General features: G+C 40.7%; 21 protein-coding genes and 2 tRNA genes. All 23 read left to right on the forward strand.

Annotation, left to right across the window (positions count from 1 at the left end; translation table 11 throughout):
• Positions 1-110 precede the first annotated feature (110 nt).
• The 23 genes from yabG (at position 111) to FBF83_RS19860 (ending at position 19345) form a co-directional block, all read left to right on the forward strand.
• Positions 111-989 carry a sporulation peptidase YabG gene (gene yabG, locus FBF83_RS19750; RefSeq protein WP_136948815.1) on the forward strand — a complete coding sequence of 293 codons (879 nt, stop codon included), beginning with the start codon at positions 111-113 and terminating at the stop codon, positions 987-989.
• A 216-nt stretch (positions 990-1205) separates the two neighbouring features.
• Complete coding sequence (veg, locus tag FBF83_RS19755; RefSeq protein ID WP_098445908.1) at positions 1206-1463, forward strand: biofilm formation stimulator Veg; 258 nt, start codon at positions 1206-1208, stop codon at positions 1461-1463.
• Between the two features lie 140 nt (positions 1464-1603).
• Positions 1604-1786 (forward strand): small, acid-soluble spore protein, alpha/beta type, encoded by a 183-nt coding sequence (locus FBF83_RS19760; RefSeq protein ID WP_136948816.1) that lies wholly within the window; start codon positions 1604-1606, stop codon positions 1784-1786.
• Positions 1787-1968: 182 nt separating this feature from the next.
• Positions 1969-2838: a 4-(cytidine 5'-diphospho)-2-C-methyl-D-erythritol kinase gene (ispE, locus tag FBF83_RS19765; protein ID WP_136948817.1), complete on the forward strand. Its 870-nt coding sequence runs from the start codon at positions 1969-1971 to the stop codon at positions 2836-2838.
• A gap of 61 nt (positions 2839-2899) precedes the next feature.
• Positions 2900-3754: a pur operon repressor gene (gene purR, locus FBF83_RS19770; protein WP_136948818.1), complete on the forward strand. Its 855-nt coding sequence runs from the start codon at positions 2900-2902 to the stop codon at positions 3752-3754.
• Positions 3751-4125 (forward strand): RidA family protein, encoded by a 375-nt coding sequence (locus FBF83_RS19775; RefSeq protein ID WP_136948819.1) that lies wholly within the window; start codon positions 3751-3753, stop codon positions 4123-4125. Before purR ends, FBF83_RS19775 begins: the two co-directional genes overlap by 4 nt.
• 186 nt (positions 4126-4311) lie before the next feature.
• Positions 4312-4602: a septation regulator SpoVG gene (gene spoVG / locus FBF83_RS19780; protein ID WP_098445913.1), complete on the forward strand. Its 291-nt coding sequence runs from the start codon at positions 4312-4314 to the stop codon at positions 4600-4602.
• 190 nt (positions 4603-4792) lie between these two features.
• Complete coding sequence (gene glmU / locus FBF83_RS19785) at positions 4793-6160, forward strand: bifunctional UDP-N-acetylglucosamine diphosphorylase/glucosamine-1-phosphate N-acetyltransferase GlmU (RefSeq protein ID WP_136948820.1); 1368 nt, start codon at positions 4793-4795, stop codon at positions 6158-6160.
• 132 nt (positions 6161-6292) lie between these two features.
• Complete coding sequence (locus FBF83_RS19790) at positions 6293-7243, forward strand: ribose-phosphate diphosphokinase (protein WP_136948821.1); 951 nt, start codon at positions 6293-6295, stop codon at positions 7241-7243.
• A gap of 76 nt (positions 7244-7319) precedes the next feature.
• The gene (locus FBF83_RS19795; protein ID WP_136948822.1) at positions 7320-7970 is read left to right on the forward strand and encodes a 50S ribosomal protein L25/general stress protein Ctc; all 651 of its coding nucleotides are present in this window, start codon (positions 7320-7322) and stop codon (positions 7968-7970) included.
• A gap of 121 nt (positions 7971-8091) precedes the next feature.
• Positions 8092-8649, forward strand: coding sequence for an aminoacyl-tRNA hydrolase (gene pth / locus FBF83_RS19800; protein WP_136948823.1), 558 nt, complete (start codon positions 8092-8094; stop codon positions 8647-8649).
• A gap of 57 nt (positions 8650-8706) precedes the next feature.
• Positions 8707-8937, forward strand: coding sequence for an anti-sigma-F factor Fin family protein (locus FBF83_RS19805; protein WP_136948824.1), 231 nt, complete (start codon positions 8707-8709; stop codon positions 8935-8937).
• Positions 8938-9028: 91 nt separating this feature from the next.
• Positions 9029-12562, forward strand: a complete 3534-nt coding sequence (gene mfd, locus FBF83_RS19810; protein ID WP_136948825.1) for a transcription-repair coupling factor — start codon at positions 9029-9031, stop codon at positions 12560-12562.
• Between the two features lie 443 nt (positions 12563-13005).
• The gene (gene spoVT / locus FBF83_RS19815; protein WP_136948826.1) at positions 13006-13536 is read left to right on the forward strand and encodes a stage V sporulation protein T; all 531 of its coding nucleotides are present in this window, start codon (positions 13006-13008) and stop codon (positions 13534-13536) included.
• Positions 13537-13666: 130 nt separating this feature from the next.
• Positions 13667-15259, forward strand: coding sequence for a putative polysaccharide biosynthesis protein (locus tag FBF83_RS19820; RefSeq protein ID WP_136948827.1), 1593 nt, complete (start codon positions 13667-13669; stop codon positions 15257-15259).
• 3 nt (positions 15260-15262) lie between these two features.
• Entirely contained in the window at positions 15263-16720 is a 1458-nt protein-coding gene (gene mazG, locus FBF83_RS19825) for a nucleoside triphosphate pyrophosphohydrolase (RefSeq protein WP_136948828.1), read from the forward strand.
• A 15-nt stretch (positions 16721-16735) separates the two neighbouring features.
• A complete protein-coding gene (locus FBF83_RS19830) occupies positions 16736-16996 on the forward strand; it encodes an RNA-binding S4 domain-containing protein (RefSeq protein WP_136948829.1) in 261 nt (86 codons plus the stop codon).
• A gap of 149 nt (positions 16997-17145) precedes the next feature.
• The gene (gene yabP, locus FBF83_RS19835) at positions 17146-17454 is read left to right on the forward strand and encodes a sporulation protein YabP (protein WP_136948830.1); all 309 of its coding nucleotides are present in this window, start codon (positions 17146-17148) and stop codon (positions 17452-17454) included.
• On the forward strand, positions 17451-18041 hold the full coding sequence (yabQ, locus tag FBF83_RS21470) for a spore cortex biosynthesis protein YabQ (RefSeq protein WP_136948831.1): 591 nt from the start codon (positions 17451-17453) through the stop codon (positions 18039-18041). Before yabP ends, yabQ begins: the two co-directional genes overlap by 4 nt.
• A gap of 11 nt (positions 18042-18052) precedes the next feature.
• A complete protein-coding gene (locus FBF83_RS19845) occupies positions 18053-18436 on the forward strand; it encodes an FtsB family cell division protein (RefSeq protein WP_169525652.1) in 384 nt (127 codons plus the stop codon).
• Between the two features lie 74 nt (positions 18437-18510).
• Entirely contained in the window at positions 18511-18993 is a 483-nt protein-coding gene (locus FBF83_RS19850) for a S1 domain-containing RNA-binding protein (protein WP_136948833.1), read from the forward strand.
• Positions 18994-19181: 188 nt separating this feature from the next.
• A tRNA-Met gene (locus tag FBF83_RS19855) sits at positions 19182-19258 on the forward strand.
• Positions 19259-19270: 12 nt separating this feature from the next.
• Positions 19271-19345, forward strand: a tRNA-Glu gene (locus tag FBF83_RS19860).
• The last annotated feature ends 420 nt before the right edge of the window (positions 19346-19765 follow it).

A 19765-nucleotide genomic window follows, 5' to 3' on the forward strand; every position in this document is an offset into this window, starting at 1 on the left:
GTTGAGTGCGAGTGCTTCTCAGGAAGACTCATTTTTTTATAAAGCTCTCATATAGTAGAAAAAGGAGTACACGTATAATTCTCGAGGTCAAGCGGCGTGGGGGGAAGACGATGACGATGAAAGAAGGAGATATCGTTGCCAGGCGTTCATATGGCTGTGATTTAATCTTCCGAGTAACCAGGCTTAACGAGTCGAGTCAAACAGCAGAACTGGTTGGTGAGGACATGAGGCTCATTGCAGATGCACCATTTGATGATTTGGTGTTAATTGATTCCAGTGAGCATAAAATGAGGCGCGAGCAATCGAAAGAAAAGGAGGACTATTCCTTTCGTCTGTTTCGTCAAGATTATCAATTGTTACGAATGAAGCGTGAATATAGCGCAACAAGTCATTTTAAGAAAGAAACGAGTTTCTTTGAGTTGCCAGGTAAAATTCTTCATATCGATGGAGATCCGCTCTACTTAAGTAAGTGTCTTGAGATGTATAAACGTCTAGGGGTTCCGGTATACGGTTTGTATATGAAAGAGAGCGAGATCCCAGAGAATATTATTAAGCTTGTGAACAATGTGAGACCTGATATTCTTGTGATTACGGGTCATGATGCATATATAAAACATAAAGGAGAGAAAAAAGATCTCCAATGTTATCGAAATTCACGTTATTTCGTGCGTGCTGTAAAAGAAGTAAGAAGCGTCTTTCCGAACTTGGATCATCTTGTTATTTTTGCTGGAGCTTGTCAGTCACATTTTGAGTCGCTCATTCGTGCGGGAGCAAACTTTGCTAGCTCCCCGGCGCGCATTAATATTCATATGTTAGATCCTGTCTTTATTGTCTCTAAGATTGCGTTAACTTCATTTACAGACCACGTGAATGTTTGGGATGCACTACGAAATACACTAACAGGTGAAGATGGTTTAGGTGGTGTGGAAACAAAAGGAATTCTTCGTACAGGTATGCCGATGAAGGAAAATGAAGAGTACTCTGAATAAGAAAACGGTTGGTGAGATTAACACCGCCGTTTTCTTGTTTTTGGCGGGATTTATAAAGGTTTTACATATTTTTCGACAAACTGTGAAACAATAAAACTGCACATCTTTAGGAAATAACAATTGACATTGTTTTTGCTTCGTTGTTATAATTTAAGTTTTATTTGACAAGTGTGTGCAAAAGATGTTATAATTTGTCTAAGTGAGGTGGAGGTTCCGATGGCAAAAACGATTATTGAAATCAAACAGACGTTACAGTCTCAGGTTGGCAAACGGTTGACCTTAAAGGCAAACGGAGGTCGCAGAAAGACAATTCAACGTTCAGGCATCCTTGAAGAAACCTACCCGGCAGTGTTCATTGTTAAGCTGGATCAGGACACGAACGCATTTGAGCGTGTTTCGTACAGCTACACAGATATTCTTACAGATACAGTACAAATTACATTTAATGAAGAACAAGCGGCAGTAAGCGGTTAAGGCAAATGGTCTAACTGCTTTTTTGCTTTTTCTAGAGGTCACATTAGTTTCTTCCTTTGTTGGATACATATTCGTGGTATAGCTAGCCCTTTCAATCCTAACAATAAGAGTGTCACAGGATGGAAAGGAGCTTGATTCGCATGGCGAGACATAGAGGTATAATGTCTGATCGACTGAAAGAGGAAATTGCGAAAGAGCTTGGTTTTTATGATACGGTTCAGAAAGAAGGTTGGGGAGGAATAAAAGCTCGCGATGCTGGTAACATCGTGAAGCGTGCAATCCAGCTAGCTGAAGAACAGCTTGCTAACCAACAAAAACACTGAACCCTGTGACGAAGGAACTCTGGTATCTTGCCAGGGTTCTTTTTTCTATGTCCCAAAGAGCGGTGTGCCTAACAGACGAGTGAAGCAATTGAAAGTGTTTCTTTCTTTTCGGCTTGTTGTGTTACAATAATTCACAGTAAGTAAAAATGTCGAACGGTAGAACTAAAATGTAGGTGAACGAGATGAGACAAAAACTGAGTGTGAAAGCACCGGCAAAAATCAATTTGGCACTTGATGTGCTTCATAAACGACCTGATGGATTTCATGAGGTTGAAATGGTCATGACAAATGTTGATTTAGCAGATCGTCTTGAATTAACTGAAATGAGACGTAATGAAATCATTCTTGAATCAACAAGTGGTTTTGTACCTGATGATCAGAGAAACTTAGCATATCAAGCTGCCGCACTTTTGAAGAAGAAATATGATATTAAACAGGGAATATCAATCAAAATAGATAAACAAATTCCTGTTGCAGCAGGACTAGCTGGGGGAAGCAGTGACGCCGCAGCAGCATTGCGTGGTCTGAATGAGCTTTGGCAAATTGGCCTTAGCTATGATGAACTTGCTGATATTGGCTCAGAGATTGGTTCTGATGTAGCGTTTTGTGTGCATGGTGGTACTGCTCTTGCAAAGGGGCGTGGAGAGGTTATTCAGCCAATGGATGCACCACCGCCATGCTGGGTCATTCTTGCAAAACCTTCAATAGGTGTATCAACCGCTGATGTCTACAGACGTCTTCGTACAATGGAGATGAAGCATCCAGACGTAAAAGGCATGATGCGTGCGATTGAAGAAAAGAATTACGAAGGCATCTGTCAAAACCTTGGCAATGTACTTGAAGATGTCACCCTTAAGCTTCATCCAGAAGTGAGACAGATTAAAGAGAAAATGGAAAATCTCGGTGCAGATGGTGTCCTTATGAGTGGAAGTGGGCCGACTGTTTTTGGTCTAACTCGTCATGAGTCAAGGATGCAGCGAATTTATAATGGTTTAAGAGGATTTTGTGGGCAAGTTTATGCTGTTCGCTTACTTGGTGAGAAGAACCCTTGAATAAATCCGTACATTAGTGATATATTATGATTAATTATTCGGATTTTTTGGAGGTTCTTCTATGAAGATGAAACGGAGTTCTCGACTGGTAGACATGACCAGGTTCCTGTTAGAGCACCCACATAGGTTAGTATCACTAACCTATTTCTCAGAACGTTATGGAGCGGCTAAATCGTCAATCAGTGAGGATTTGGTTATTATTAAAGAAAATTTTGAGCAGCAGGGTGTTGGATCCTTATTGACGGTTCCTGGTGCAGCTGGCGGTGTTAAATACATGCCTCTTATCAGTGAAGAGGAAGCAGACCGCGTAGTAGGGGAGCTTTGTGAATTTCTTGAAAGCCCAGATCGACTTCTTCCTGGTGGGTATTTATATTTAACTGATATTCTTGGCAATCCAGAAATCATGAATCAGGTAGGGCGTTTGTTTGCATCGGTCTTCGCTGATCGTAAAATTGATGTTGTAATGACGGTTGCGACAAAAGGCATTCCCTTGGCCTACGCAGCTGCGAGCCATCTGAATGTACCCGTCGTTATCGTACGTCGTGATAGCAAGGTTACAGAAGGTTCCACAGTAAGCATTAATTATGTGTCAGGCTCTTCAAAACGCATACAAACAATGGCGCTTGCACGAAGAAGCTTAAAGCCGGGTGCTAATGTGTTAATTGTAGATGATTTTATGAAGGCTGGCGGTACTATTCAAGGAATGGTCAATCTTCTCGAAGAATTTCAGGCTGATGTTGCAGGAATCGGAGTTCTTGTAGAGGCTGAAGGAGAAGGAGAAGAACGTCTTGTAGAAGAATACGTATCAATGATGAATCTTGGTGGTGTTGATATGAAGCAACGCACCATTCAAGTTGCTCCCGGAAATTATAATAAGTTTCTTACTCGATTAACTGAAGGGATTGAAAGCGAATGAATACAGTCTATACCAAATCAGCTCCAGCAGCGATTGGACCATACTCGCAAGGGATGATCGTAAACAACATGTTCTATAGCTCGGGTCAAATTCCACTTAGAGCAGATGGAACACTAGTGGATGGTTCAATCGAAGAACAAACGCACCAAGTGTTTTCAAATGTTAAGGCTGTTTTGGAAGCAGCTGGTTCTTCTCTTGAACATGTTGTTAAAACTACTGTTTTCATTAAAGATATGAATCAATTTAGTGCTATTAATGAAGTCTATGGGGAATACCTCCATACTCATAAGCCGGCTAGATCTTGTGTTGAGGTAGCACGACTACCAAAGGATGCTCTTATCGAAATAGAAGTTATTGCACTTGTTGGTTAATACCGAAAGCACACTCTACTATGGAGTGTGTTTTTTTTATAGTTAAAAACATTTAGGCTATGTGAGATATAAGCAAAAAAAGCTAAATTTTTATAACATTTTTTATATTTAGAAGAAGGAATTATTATATATAAGTTGAATAGTGCATATATGCTCTAATTAATGGAAAAAGGTGGTGCAACCGAGTTGGAAATTACAGATGTTCGCCTACGACGTGTGAATACGGAAGGACGCATGCGCGCAATCGCTTCCATCACAATGGATCATGAATTCGTCGTTCATGATATCCGTGTCATTGATGGAAATAACGGCATGTTTGTAGCGATGCCAAGCAAGAGAACTCCTGATGGTGAGTTTCGCGATATCGCTCATCCTATTTCCTCGAATACAAGGGAAAAGATTCAAACTGCTGTATTAGCTGAATATCACCGTGTTGGTGAAATGGAAGCTGCTTATGAGGAAGCTGGTGCTTCTTAATCAGAAAAGCTCGGTCAAATGACCGGGTTTTTTTTGTGAACTCATAAAAAGCATTGCGATTAGGAATGTTCATATACCGTTCTTTTCCAGCTTCTAAAATGATGATGTTTTAATGAACGACCTTGAAAATAAGGGGTTTTTGAGATATAGTCATAGTGGAAAAATAGGATACAATGGAGGAACCATATACATGAATAGATTTGCAGTGGTGTTAGCAGCAGGTCAGGGAACACGGATGAAATCAAAGCTATATAAAGTTCTTCATCCCGTTTGTGGAAAGCCTATGGTTGAGCATGTTGTCGATCAGCTCGATCAGCTTAAGCTTGAGAACATTGTCACTGTAGTTGGACACGGCGCCGAAAAGGTTCGTGATCAGCTTGGCACTCGGGTTGAATATGTTCTTCAGGAGGAACAACTTGGAACAGCGCATGCTGTAATGCAGACACAGGATGCATTATCTACTAAGGATGGCGTAACCATTGTTGTATGTGGAGACACTCCTTTAATCACGAGTGAGACGATGGATTCATTGTTGTCTTACCATGAGCAGCAGGGCGCGAAAGCAACTATTCTTACTGCAAAAGCGGATAATCCCTTTGGTTATGGTCGTATTATTCGTGATGAGTTCGGAAGTGTACAGCGAATCGTAGAGCAGAAAGATGCTAGTGACGCTGAACAACAAGTGACTGAAATTAACACAGGTACATATTGTTTTGATAACAAAACGCTATTTGAAACGCTTCAGCTCGTTAAAAATGAGAATGCACAGGGTGAGTACTACCTACCTGATGTTGTTGAAATTCTTCAAAAGCAAGGTGAAGTCGTTGCTGCTTATCAAACGGCAGATTTTGATGAAACAATGGGTGTAAATGATAGAGTAGCACTTTCAAAAGCTGAAAACGCGATGAAAAAACGAATTAATGAGAAACATATGCGTAATGGCGTTACGCTAATTGACCCCGATCAAACATATATTTCTCCAGAAGCGGTAATAGGTCAGGATACTGTTATCTATCCAGGAACTACGATCTCGGGTAAAACCATTATTGGTGATGAAGCTAGGATTGGTCCTAACTCTGAAATTAAGGATAGTAAAGTTGGAGACATGAGCGTTGTGAAACAATCTGTGATTCATGACAGTGAAGTAGGAAATGCTGTGAATATAGGTCCGTTTGCTCATGTGCGTCCAGCATCACAAATTGGTGATGATGTGAAAATTGGAAACTTCGTTGAAGTGAAAAAAGCCGTTATGGGTCAAGGCAGTAAAGCTTCACACTTAAGCTATGTAGGCGATGCGGAAATCGGTAAAGATGTGAATCTCGGCTGTGGGTCTATTACTGTGAATTATGATGGAAAGAATAAATACCTTACAAAAGTAGAAGACGGTGCATTTATTGGCTGCAACGTGAACTTAATAGCTCCTGTGACAGTAGGTAAAGGTGCTACGGTTGCTGCAGGATCTACGATTACAGACAATGTTCCTGAACAAGCGCTGTCTATTGCTCGCTCTCGTCAGACGAATAAAGAAGACTATGCTTCGAAAATGAAGGACAAGTAATTTTTGAAAAGATAAGAAAGCGTAAAATTTTTTGATGTCTAGCATCATCTCCTTTCCTCAAGGTCTTAGACTTGAATTGGATGGATGAGGGATTTGCGATTTTCTTATTAATTAATGGAGGGGTACCGGCCAATGGCTAATTATTTAGATCCAAATTTGAAAGTGTTTAGTTTAAACTCGAATCCTGATCTTGCAGAAGAAATTGTAGAACATATCGGTGTTCCTATGGGAAAATGTTCTGTCGTTCGTTTCAGCGATGGAGAAATCCAGATTAACATTGAAGAAAGTATCCGTGGTTGTGATGTGTATGTGATTCAGTCGACTTGTGCACCTGTAAATGAAAATATTATGGAACTTCTTATTATGGTTGATGCCCTAAAACGCGCTTCAGCTAAAACAATTAATATTGTCCTTCCTTATTACGGTTATGCACGTCAGGATCGTAAAGCAAGATCACGTGAGCCAATTACAGCTAAGTTAATGGCAAACCTCCTAGAGGTAGCTGGCGTTACTCGTCTAATTACATTGGATCTTCATGCATCGCAAATTCAAGGATTCTTCGACATTCCGGTGGATCAGCTTATGGGTGTACCGACACTGGCTAAACATTTCGAAGAAAAGAACCTTGATGACATTGTTGTTGTGTCACCTGACCATGGCGGCGTAACACGTGCCCGTAAACTTGCAGAACGACTTAAAGCACCAATTGCAATTATTGATAAGCGTCGTCCTCGTCCTAACGTAGCAGAAGTAATGAATATTGTAGGTAATATTGAAGGCAAAACGGCCATTATTATTGACGATATTATCGATACAGCTGGCACAATTACACTTGCAGCTAATGCTCTTATTGAGAACGGGGCTAAAGAAGTATTTGCTTGCTGTACTCATCCAGTTCTTTCTGGTCCTGCTATTGAGCGTATCGACAACTCTAAGATTAAAGAGCTTGCAATTACGAACACTATTCCGCTACCAGACGACAAGCGAATCGATAAAATTTCGCAACTGTCTGTTGCTCCTCTTTTAGGGGAAGCGATTATCCGTGTTCATGAACAACTTTCTGTAAGTAAATTATTTGATTAAATAAAATATGTTTATTGCCTGCTGATTATGGGTATCCATATAGAAGAGTAAAACCTAATCAGGAAGGTGATTTCAAATGGCAGCAACATTAAAAGCATTAGATCGTAATACTACAAAAAGAAGCGAACTTAGAACATTGCGTGAAAAAGAAGAAGGTCTTCCAGCAGTTATCTACGGTAAAGATCGCAAAAGCGCACCAGTTAAGGTTGACGCTCTAGAATTTATTAAAGTATACCGTGAAGTCGGAAAGAACGGTGTAATTGAACTTGATTTTGAAGGACAGGGAAAATATCCTGTAATGGTACACGACATGCAAGTTGATTCAATTAAAAACCATGTTCTTCACGTAGACTTCTATTCTGTTGACCTCAACAAAGAAGTAGAAGCAGAAGTTCCAGTTCACTTAACTGGTGAAGCTGCAGGAAGTAAAGACGGCGGTGTTGTTCAGCAAATGCTTCACGAAATTCTAGTGAAAGCGAAGCCGAACGATTTCCCAGATAGCATTGATGTAGATATCTCAGAACTAAACATTGGTGATGCAGTACAAGCTGGAGATCTTCCAAAGGGCGACAAGTATGAAATTCTTCTTGACGCAGAAGAGCCAATTGCTTCAATCGTACCTCCAACAGAAGAACCTGCTGAAGACGAAGAGGAAGCTGACGAAGTGGCTGAAGAGCCAGCAGCTGATCAAGAAGAAACTGGCGACGAAACAACAAAAACAGAATAAACATCAAAGGCGTAACCGAACGGGTTACGCCTTTTTTTCAAGATATAGAGTCAATAGGTGAATAATCCCCCCGTTTTTTGATACGATAGAAGAAAAGTAATGAAAGGTAGGACGTCATCCGTTGAAATTAATTGTAGGCCTCGGAAACCCGGGGAAGAAATTTGAGCAAACAAGGCATAATGTAGGATTTATGGCAATTGACCAGCTATCAAAGGAGCTAGGCATTTCGCTAGATCAAAAGAAATTTCAAGGTGTTTATGGAAAAGGTATGGTAAATGGAGAAGCCGTCTATTTATTAAAACCACAAACGTTTATGAACCTGTCTGGTGAATCAGTACGTCCTCTAATGGAATACTTTAATATTGAGGTTGAAGATCTACTAGTGATTTATGACGATCTGGATCTCCCTACCGGCAAAGTAAGGCTTCGACAAAAAGGAAGTGCTGGTGGGCATAACGGTATGAAATCGATCATTACTCATGTTCACACGCAAGATTTTAAAAGAGTAAGAATTGGGATTGACCGTTCCTCACGTCATTCTGTTATAGACTATGTATTAAAGCCTTTCTCTAAAGAAGAGATTGAACCGATTCAGGATGCAATTGATCGCACTGTAAAAGCCTGTGAAGCTTGGACAACAAACGCCTTTCCAGAAGTTATGAATCAGTACAACGCTTGAATATCCTTCCATTCTCCCGTCCATACTAATACTAGATAAGGACAGGGAGGATATGTTATGGATATTCATTACGTATGTCGTCACTGTGGGACTGGAATAGGTAAGTTAAATCCTCAAAATGTCTCAACAGACGAATTAGGATTTCAAGAGCTCACAGAGGAAGAGAGACAATCAATGATTTACTATCATCAAGATGGCACGATTGAAGTAAAGGCCATATGCGAAGACTGTCATGAGGCGATGGAACGTTCACCATCTTTTCATGAGCTTGATACATTTATTCAGTAAGTAGCTTTGGGAATAGAACCAAAGCATTTTTGCGTTCTTAAATGAGAGTGATAGGACGGGTTATAGAGTGAGAGGGGAGAATAAGCAAACGATGTTAGGTTTAAGAGAATATTTCAGTAAAGGCGATGAATTTCAGTCGGTCTTTTCGGGGGTAGAAGAGGGTCTTAAAGAACAGCTGGTTGCAGGATTATCTGGATCTGCGCGCATGCTTCTTATGGCTTCCCTTTACCATGAAACAAAGCGCCCACAGCTGATCATTACACATAATTTGTATCAGGCTCAAAAATTATACGAAGATATGAGCGAGCTGGTCCCTTCTGATGAAGTGTATTTATATCCAGTAAATGAGCTCATTTCTTCAGAAATTGCCATCGCAAGTCCTGAGCTAAGAGGACAGCGAATGGAAGCATTAAACTATTGGATGAAAAATAACAATGGAATTGTGATTGCACCCATTTCAGGGGTCAGACGGTATCTTCCTCCAAAAGATGTATGGGAGAAGAGTCAAGTCTCCTTCTCCGTAGGTGACGACATTCCACTTGATCAAACACTAGAAACATTCGTTGCTATGGGGTATGAGCGTGTACCAATGGTTTCGTCCCCAGGTGAATTTAGCGTTCGTGGCGGTATTATCGATATTTATCCACTAACGGAAAACAATCCAATTCGAATTGAATTGTTTGATACAGAGGTTGACTCGATTCGTTTCTTTGATATTGAATCACAACGATCAGCAAATAAGACTGATCGGATTACAATTGGACCCGCAGATGAAGTTGTTTTGTTTCCTGAGCATTATGAAAAGGGAGCTGATCGCCTTCAACAGGAGCTACAGCTTTCAATGAAGAAGGTTAAGGATCAAAAAGCGAAAGAAGCTATGCATTCGAACATCACATATGAAATTGATCAGTTAAAGAACAAACAAAGTTTCCAGGGCGTTATTAAATACATGGACTTTTATTATGACCAACCTGCCAGTTTACTAGATTATTTACCTAAGGATGGACTTGTTGTTTTCGACGAAGTGAGTAGAATTCAGGAAATGTCAACGGATCTGGATAAGGAAGAAGCAGAGTGGCAAACAGCCCTTCTTAACCAAGGGGAGATTGTGTCATCCGTTTCCCTATCGAGATCTTATGATACGTTGTTCTCAAAACCTACTCATTCTACGTTGTATTTGTCAATTTTCTTAAGGCATGTTCCTTATACAAATCCACAAAATATTCTTAACGTATCGAGTAAGGCAATGCAGAATTTCCACGGTCAGATGAAGGTTCTTAGTACTGAAATCGAACGATGGAAGAAGAGTGGAATGGCTATTGTATTTCTTGCGGCTTCTGAAGAACGTCGTAAGAGACTTGAACGAGTGCTTGAAGATTACGACATTAACGCCATGATGGTCGAACAGGATACACCTATTTCGCATCAGCAGCCCCAGATTTTAATCGGTAGCCTCAACGGAGGCTTTGAGCTTCCAATGCAGAAGCTTGCCGTTCTAACTGAAGCTGAAGTGTTTACAAAGCAATCAAAAAAGCCAAGACGCTCTCAGAAAATGTCTAATGCAGAACGCATTAAGAGTTATTCAGAACTAAAAGTTGGCGATTACATTGTCCACGTGAACCACGGAATTGGGAAATATCTGGGTATTCGTACATTAGAAGTGAGTGGGATTCATAAAGACTATCTTTATGTGAGCTATGCTGGAAACGACAATTTATACGTGCCTGTTGAACAGATTGATCAGGTCATGAAATATGTTGGTTCAGAAGGAAAAGAGCCGAAGCTATATAAGCTAGGTGGAACAGAATGGAAGAAAGTAAAGCGGAAAGTACAATCTTCTGTAGAAGATATTGCAGATGATTTAATTAAATTATATGCCGAACGTGAGGCGAGTGTTGGTCACAGTTTTGAGAAGGATACGGAAGAGCAGAGAGAGTTTGAAGCAGCCTTTCCTTATCAAGAAACAGACGATCAGCTTCGAGCCATTCAAGAAATTAAAGAAGATATGGAGAAATCACGACCGATGGACCGTCTTCTTTGCGGTGACGTAGGATATGGGAAGACAGAGGTAAGTATTCGCGCAGCTTTTAAAGCCATTATGGATGGAAAGCAAGTGGCATTCCTCGTGCCAACAACAATCCTAGCTCAACAGCATTTTGCGACGATTCAAGAGCGTTTTGCCGATCATCCAATCAATATTGGTTTATTAAGTCGATTCCGTTCACGCAAAGAGCAGAATGAAACGCTTAAAGGGTTGAAGAATGGAACAGTCGACATTGTGATTGGTACTCATAGGCTACTCTCGAAAGATGTCACGTACAGTCAGCTTGGTCTTCTAATTGTCGATGAAGAACAGCGTTTTGGTGTAACGCATAAAGAGAAGATTAAGAAGCTAAAAGCAAACGTTGACGTGCTTACACTCACTGCAACACCAATACCACGGACGCTTCACATGTCGATGCTTGGAGTGCGGGATCTTTCAGTTATTGAGACACCACCTGAAAATCGATTCCCTGTTCAAACGTATGTAGTCGAGTACAGTGGAACCCTTGTAAGAGAAGCGATTGAACGGGAACTTGCTAGGGGAGGACAGGTGTACTTTCTTTACAATCGAGTAGAATCGATTGAATATATGACGGATCAAATCAGGACACTTGTCCCTGAGGCTAGGGTCACCTATGCCCATGGGCAGATGAGCGAAACTGAGCTTGAGTCAGTAATGATTGATTTTCTTGATGGAAGCTTTGATGTGCTCGTGAGTACAACCATTATTGAAACTGGAGTTGATATTCCGAACGTCAATACGCTTCTAGTGTATGATGGCGATAAAATGGGACTATCTCAACTTTATCAGTTGCGTGGACGTGTTGGACGTTCCAATCGAGTTGCATACGCGTATATTACCTACCAGCGAGATAAAGTACTAACAGAAGTAGCGGAGAAGCGTTTGCAAGCAATCAAAGAATTCACCGAGCTAGGCTCAGGTTTTAAAATAGCGATGCGAGATCTTTCTATTCGAGGAGCAGGTAACCTGCTTGGTGCAGAGCAACATGGCTTTATTGATTCAGTCGGATTTGATCTTTATTCTCAAATGCTAAAAGATGCGATTGAAGTACGAAAAGGCGACAAGCCTAAGGAAGAAGCATTCACAGTAGAAATTGATCTTGAAGTAGATGCGTACATCCCAGGAACATATATCGACGATGAGAAACAAAAAATCGATATGTATAAGCGTTTCCGTTCAATTGATTCACTTAAGGATATTATGGATTTACAAGATGAGATGATGGATCGATTTGGGGATTTCCCTGAAGAAGTTAACTACCTTTTCCAAGTTTCACGAATGAAAGAAATTGCGAAAGAAGTAAAGGTTGAGAAAATTGGTCGAAGCAAGAAGGACATCCAACTGCTTTTCCATGAATCTGCTCGTGAAGCAATCGGAGGCGAAACCATTTTTGAAGTCGCTAACGAATTTGGGAATAAGTTAGCACTCGGCGCCGATGGTAATAAAGTAAAGGTAACGATTAAAGGAAGAGGCCTTGAAACAAAGGATCATTTGCAACTTGTGGAGAACGTTTTAAAGAAAATGAAGAAAGCTTTAAAGCAGCCAATCAATGCGAAGTAAAGTGAAACTTCCATCAGAGGAGGATCTTCCTCCTCTGATGGTTAGTTGAACCAATCGGACCTTTAGGGGCAGTTACCCCCACGTAGGCGTCTAGATTGACTTACATTTTGAGGTGGGGGTTTTACTGCCCCTTAAGGGTGGGATAAAGTGAAACTTCCATCAGAGGAGGATCTTCCTCCTCTGATGGTTAGTTGAACCAATCGGAGCTCTAGGGGCAGTTACCCCCACGTAGACGTCTAGATTGACTTACATTTTGAGGTGGGTTTTTTACTGCCTCTTAAGGATGGGATTAAGACGTTTTTGGATGTATAGCACATTTTTGACAGATTTGTGAATAGAACTCATACCTCGAAACGATACTAATGGAAAGAACATGTAGATTACACCATAATCAAAGTGATTGGAGCAATCACATACCATTTCCAGAAAGCGAGGCAACTTAGATGAAAGCAACAGGTATCGTTCGTCGTATTGATGATTTAGGTCGTGTTGTCATCCCAAAAGAGATTCGCAGAACACTCAGAATTAGAGAAGGAGATCCTCTAGAAATTTTCGTTGATCGGGAAGGAGAGGTTATCCTTAAGAAGTACTCTCCTATTAGCGAGTTAGGGGACTTCGCAAAAGAATATGCGGAGTCACTAGCAGAGCATTCCGGTCATATCGCGCTAATTTCTGATCGTGATGTTTATATTACGGCAGCTGGAGGGTCCAAAAAAGATTATCTCAACAAAAGCATTGGAGATGCAGTCGAAAAAGCGATGAATGAGCGAAGATGTCTACTAAACGAAGACAAATGCGAGCTCATCGAAGGTGTTCCCGTTGAAACCGGACATGTGATTGCTCCGATAATTGCGAATGGGGATCCAATCGGAACAGTGATCTTGCTTGCGAAAGAGGCAGACAAGGTATCTGAATTAGAGCAGAAGCTTGCTGAAACAGCTGCAGGTTTTCTTGCAAGGCAAATGGAACAATAGGACAACAAAAAATGGAGGCATATGCCTCCATTTTTTGTGTGTTACAATGCTTGAAAAGTTTCCCACATTCCATCGTATGATATAATTCGTACATAATAATCAGGCTAAAAATTACGTGTGGTAGGTGTGTATGACGTCAAATGAAAATCAAAAAGGATTCTGGCATGGCGCGCTCCTGCTAACTGCAGTAGCTCTTTTTATGAAGATCTTGAGCGTGGGCTACCGAATCCCTTATCAAAATATCACAGGTGACATAGGGTTCTATGTCTATCAACAAATTTACCCTTTCTACTCTATTGCTATTATCCTTGCTACTTATGGGTTCCCAGTCGTCATTTCGAGACTTGTCGCTGAGCAGATGGCTAGAAACAATACTGAGAAGGCAGAGGAGATTTCGCGTTATAGTTTTTATGTCCTCACTTTACTTGGACTGGTTGGATTTGTAACTCTTTATATGGGTGCACCGGCTCTAGCTGATTTAATGGATGATCCGAGATTACTAAATCCACTGCGTGCCACAGCTTTTTCGTTTCTCATTATGCCAGGTATCGCTTCTATCAGAGGATACTTTCAGGGTCATGAAAATGTTATACCCACTGCATGGTCTCAAGTTACCGAACAGACAGTTCGTGTTATCGCTATTCTAACCATATCCATTGGACTCGTTTCCAATGGATATGGAGCTTATGCAACTGGTACAGGTGCAGCACTAGGGTCTATATTGGGTGGTGTCGCTGCACTTGTGCTTCTTGTTGTGCTTCGTATAAAAGGACGAAAGATAAAGTTGGAACCTCACCGAGTCAATCCATTGCGATTTATAAGGATTGCACACAGGCTTTTAACAGAAGGTACGTTAATTTGCGTGAGTGCACTTGTGATGGTGCTGTTTCAGTTAATGGATGCATTAACAATCGTATCAGGTCTATCTGAGTACGGGTTATCATCGATTGAAGCTCGGGAAACGAAGGGCATTTTTGATCGCGGTCAACCGCTCTTGCAAGTAGGAACAGTTCTTGCTACATCCTTGTCGCTATCAATCGTACCCGTTATTTCAAAAGCAACAGCTGAAAAAAATACCTTGCTCATTCATGAAAAAGCGGGACTTTCATTGAAAATAAGCTTTGTAATTGGACTGTCTGCTGCAGCAGGTCTTGCAAGCATTATGGATGTAACCAATATCATGCTTTTTACAGATGATTCGCTTTCTCGTACGCTTAGCTTTCTTGCAGTTTCGATTTTATTTAGTTCTCTTGCCATGACTGCAGCCGGAATTCTGCAGGGGGTTGGTCTTGCAAGGAAAGCCGCGCGATATGCTGGAATTGGCATTCTGTTGAAGGGGTTTTTAAATATCGTACTAGTTCCCATATTGGGAATAGACGGCGCTGCAATAGCAACGGTGATTGGACTTGCAACCGTCGCTCTGCTTACTATACTTGCTGTTCACTCAAAAATAGGACTCATTCAGTATCCTTTTCATATTGGCCGTGCCATCATAGCGGTGGCCATCATGAGTAGTGCTGTAATTGTGCTTCAAATCCTTTTTCCTTCAGCTGTTTCAAGAAGCTTAGCCAGTTTTTCTGCATTAGGTGGGGCGGTAGTTGGAGCTTGCGTTTTGGGGTTATCAATCCTCATCTTACGAGTCTTTACTGATAAGGAAATAGTGCAGTTACCTAAAGGCGAGAAAGTAAGGATATTACAAAATAAATTACGAAAAGGAGTCTAAGCTATGACGGAAATTACAATTGTTGGTACTGGAGCGGGCGATTTAAGTCAGCTTTCTCTCGGAAGTTATCGAACGCTTCAGGCTGCAGAGAGAATTTTTGCAAGAACGCTTGACCATCCAGTATTAAGGGAATTAATTGAAGATGGGCTTTCAATGACAGGCTTCGATGCTATTTATGAAAATCAGGACTCCTTCGAGGATACGTATCGCGCTATTGTTGATCGTCTCTTTCAAGAAGCAGAGAAAGGCTCTTTGGTCTATGCAGTTCCAGGCCATCCTATGATGGCTGAAGCTACAGTTCAGCTGTTATTAGATGAACAAGAAATGCATGGTATTGAAGTGAAAGTAGCTGGGGGGCAAAGTTTCCTAGATGCTCTCTTTACTGCAGTACGAATTGACCCAATTGAAGGTTGTCAGATCCTAGATGCGACTCGTTTTGCCAGATCTGAAGTTCAGGTGCGAAACCACCTGATCTTTGTACAAGTCTATGATCAATTCACAGCTTCTAACGTCAAGCTTACGCTAATGGAGTTACTGCCTGATGACTATGAAGTAACGGTTCTTCAGGCTGCAGGGAGTCGTGATGAGAAAGTTGTGAAAGTACCGTTGTTTGAATTAGATCGTGCAATGGAAGTGAATAACCTTACTGCAGTGTATGTGCCACCTGTTCGAGACGAAAAGCTACTCTATCAAGATTTTGGGTGGTTAAGACAAGTAGTAGCAACATTACGTGCACCTGGTGGTTGCCCGTGGGATATGAAACAAACGCATGAATCACTTAAGAAATATCTTATTGAAGAATCATATGAAGTACTCGAGGCGATTGACGAGAAGGATGAGGATCACCTTGCAGAAGAGCTAGGTGATGTGTTGCTTCAGGTGTTACTGCATGCTCAAATCGGCGAAGATGATGGAATGTTTACAGTAGATGATGTTATTCAGAAGTTAAGTGACAAATTAATTCGTCGACATCCCCATGTCTTTGGAGATGAGAAGGTAGAAACAGCGGAAGAAGTTGCAGGACTATGGAACCGTGTGAAAGAGGAAGAAAAAGAAACCTCACCTTCTCAGTTTGATGCCGTTACAAAAGGCCTTCCAGGATTAATGCGGGCAAATGAACTACAGAAGGCTGCAGCAAAAGTAGGTTTTGACTGGGATGAAGTTGAGCCAATTTGGGGAAAAATTCAGGAAGAGCTGACTGAATTCAGAGAAGCAGTTCATGAGAAAACATTTGATGATCAAGAAGGTGAACTCGGGGATTTGATCTTTGCACTCGTAAACCTAGCACGGTTTTATAAAATCGATCCAGAAGTTGCGGTTCATAGAACAAACCAAAAATTTATTGCTCGTTTTCAGCATATTGAGAAGAGGGTAAAGGAAAAAGGACTACAATTAGAGAATTTATCTCTTGAAGAGTTAGATCAATACTGGGAAGAAGCAAAGCGAAGAGGAATCAAGTAAGGAGAGAAGAAAATTATGAGATTAGATAAATTTCTTAAAGTTTCACGAATCATTAAGCGTCGTTCAATTGCTAAAGAAATATGCGATAAAGGACGAATCGAAGTGAACGGTAATAAAGCAAAAGCAGGTACAACGGTTAAGCCTGGAGATGAGCTAGTGATTTCTTTCGGTCATAAGAAAGTAACTGCTCGTGTCGATGAACTAAAGGAAACAACAAAAAAAGATGAAGCAGGTAACATGTTTACAATCGTAAAAGAAGAAGCAGCAGGCGAATAGAAAAAGACCCAATCGGGTCTTTTTTTGTTGCTCACAAATGATTCTTTTAGGTATAAACCCCTCTCTTATTAGAATATAGATGCCCTACACAGCTTGTTCTAAATGCCTCATTCAGTTCATAGACTTGTATCGAGAAGAGGAGGAGAGCGATGGATAATTACTATGAGTATGGTTCATATGAGAAGTCTGCTAACACACCTGAACATGATCTTGTGATGAAATCTCGTAAATCGCTTGAAATTACAGGAGTAAAGCATGTCGATAGCTTTGATAACGAAGAGTTTCTACTTGAAACCTCAATGGGTTTTCTTGCTATTAGAGGACAGCATTTAAAGATGAAGAATTTAAATGTAGAGCAAGGGCGAGTATCAATTGAAGGTAAGATATTTGATCTCAGTTATCTTGATCATCACGAAGGGGAAAAAGCTAAAGGTTTCTTTAGCAAGTTGTTCAAATGACGCTGACGGTGCAATTTTATACAATGATCGCCATGGTGGCTATGGGGGTGTGGCTTGGTATAGCCATGGATACCTATAGCCGTTTTCTTCATCCACGCAAGAGCAAAAGTTTATGGCTCTACGGTAACGACATTGTATTTTGGCTCTTGCAAGGTCTTCTTATTTTCTATGTGCTGTACGAAGTAAACGAAGGGGCACTGCGATTCTATGTCTTTTTAGCGTTATTATGTGGATATGCAGCATATCGTGCTCTCTTTCAACAGTTATACCGTAATAGTCTAGAACGAATTATTATAGTAGCAATTGGACTCTTTAATTTTGTTCGTTCACTATTTATACACCTTATCTATAAACCAATTCGGTTTATATTGAAACTTTTATTTAGCTTATGTATGATGATATTGAGTGTTGGGGCAACCATTTTTTGGTTTATATTTAAGCTCTTTTGGGTACCGTTTAAGTGGGTGATTTTACTGTTGTGGAAACTAATTCCTCGATCCGTTCGCTCATCACTAATAAAAACAGCAGGATTTGCCGATAAAATAAAGAACTACATATACCATTGGTTATCTAAACTAAGAAAGTGAGGAGGGAAAGCTTGGTTACTGCGAATAAACACAAGCCTAAAGTGACAGAAGTTCATTCAGAATATCATCAGGAGAAACAGCTTCAGGACAAAGTTAGAGAACGTAGACGGAGAGGTTTAGTTCGACGTCTCACTGCATTCGCGGCAGCCGCTTTAGCCATAGCTATTCTATTTATCTCCGTATTCACTTCACAGGCATCAACGATCGAAGAAAAGAATCTACAGCAAAAGCAGGCTGAAGAAGAATTGGTACGTCTTAAGGAACAAGAAAATTATCTAACGGAAGAGATTGAGAAACTTAATAATCTTGATTATATCGGTGAACTGGCAAGAAGAGACTACTTTATGTCAAAACCCGGAGAGACGATCTTTAAGCTTCCTTCTTCCTCAAATTGACACGTTGTTTTTTCAAGGGGTATAATTAACGTACGACTGATCTTTTAAAGATTCTAAGGAGGAGCTTTTTTTACATGGCAATCGAAGTAGGCAGCAAGTTACAGGGAAAGGTAACAGGTATTACAAATTTTGGCGCGTTTGTTGAACTGCCAGATGGCAAAACAGGTCTCGTTCACATTAGTGAAGTTGCGGACAACTATGTCAAGGACATTAATGATTTTCTAAAAGTTGGCGATCAGGTTGAAGTAAAGGTCATCCAGGTTGAAAACGACGGTAAGATTGGTTTATCAATCAAGAAAGCAAAAGATCGACCTGCTTCTGAACGTCCTCAAGGACGTCCACAAGGACGCCCACAAGGCGGAGGCCGACCTCAAGGAGGCGGCGGAAGACCTGGTGGCGGTGGTTTTAAAGGTAAGCCTCGCGGAGGTGGACGTCCTCCAGTAGAGTCATTTGAGGATAAAATGAGCAAATTTCTTAAAGACAGTGAAGACCGTCTTTCAACTTTAAAGAAACAAACTGAGTCAAAACGAGGAGGTCGTGGCGCACGTCGCGGCTAGAGCTTGTTGTCTACTAAATCATATTTTATAAACAAACGAGGCATGCGATTGCATGCCTCGTTTGTTATTACTATTAGGTTCACAACTTAAAAAATTAAAGCAAACATTAAAAACTATTAAAAATAAGTTGACACAAACTTTTCTGCAATGTATTATATATCTTGTGCTTAAGAAAGCAACAGTCATATGGCGGTGTAGCTCAGCTGGCTAGAGCGTACGGTTCATACCCGTGAGGTCGGGGGTTCGATCCCCTCCGCCGCTACCATATTTATTGTCTGGCCCGTTGGTCAAGTGGTTAAGACACCGCCCTTTCACGGCGGTATCACGGGTTCGAATCCCGTACGGGTCACCACTATTACTTAATACTAATGATAAATTCATAAATACATAGTTTGATAAAAATCCCTGCATTTAATAAAAATGCAGGGATTTTTTTATGTATGCATTGTGGGTGGATAAGAAGAACGTTTGTCCAGGTTAGAACACCAATTGTATAACTAATATGTTAGTTATTTTCTTTTTTATCTGTAACATTTCGACCTTTTTATTTCCAGTTGACATGACACTTAAAAAATAGAGTAAACCTAACTATCCCTATACTCATGCTTGTTTACACGTGTTTTTTGATCTTCCAGTTGTTTACAGATTTCTCATGTATCTACAACTGATTGACAAGCTTCAGGGAAAGAAGTCGAGAAGTTTATCCTATGCTTGTGCTTTTTTTTGACAAAAAGCGAATATAGCCTGTGCTTTAATATATAACACAAACTGC

The organism is Guptibacillus hwajinpoensis, assembly GCF_005144865.1.
Lineage (GTDB): Bacteria > Bacillota > Bacilli > Bacillales > Guptibacillaceae > Guptibacillus > Guptibacillus hwajinpoensis_A.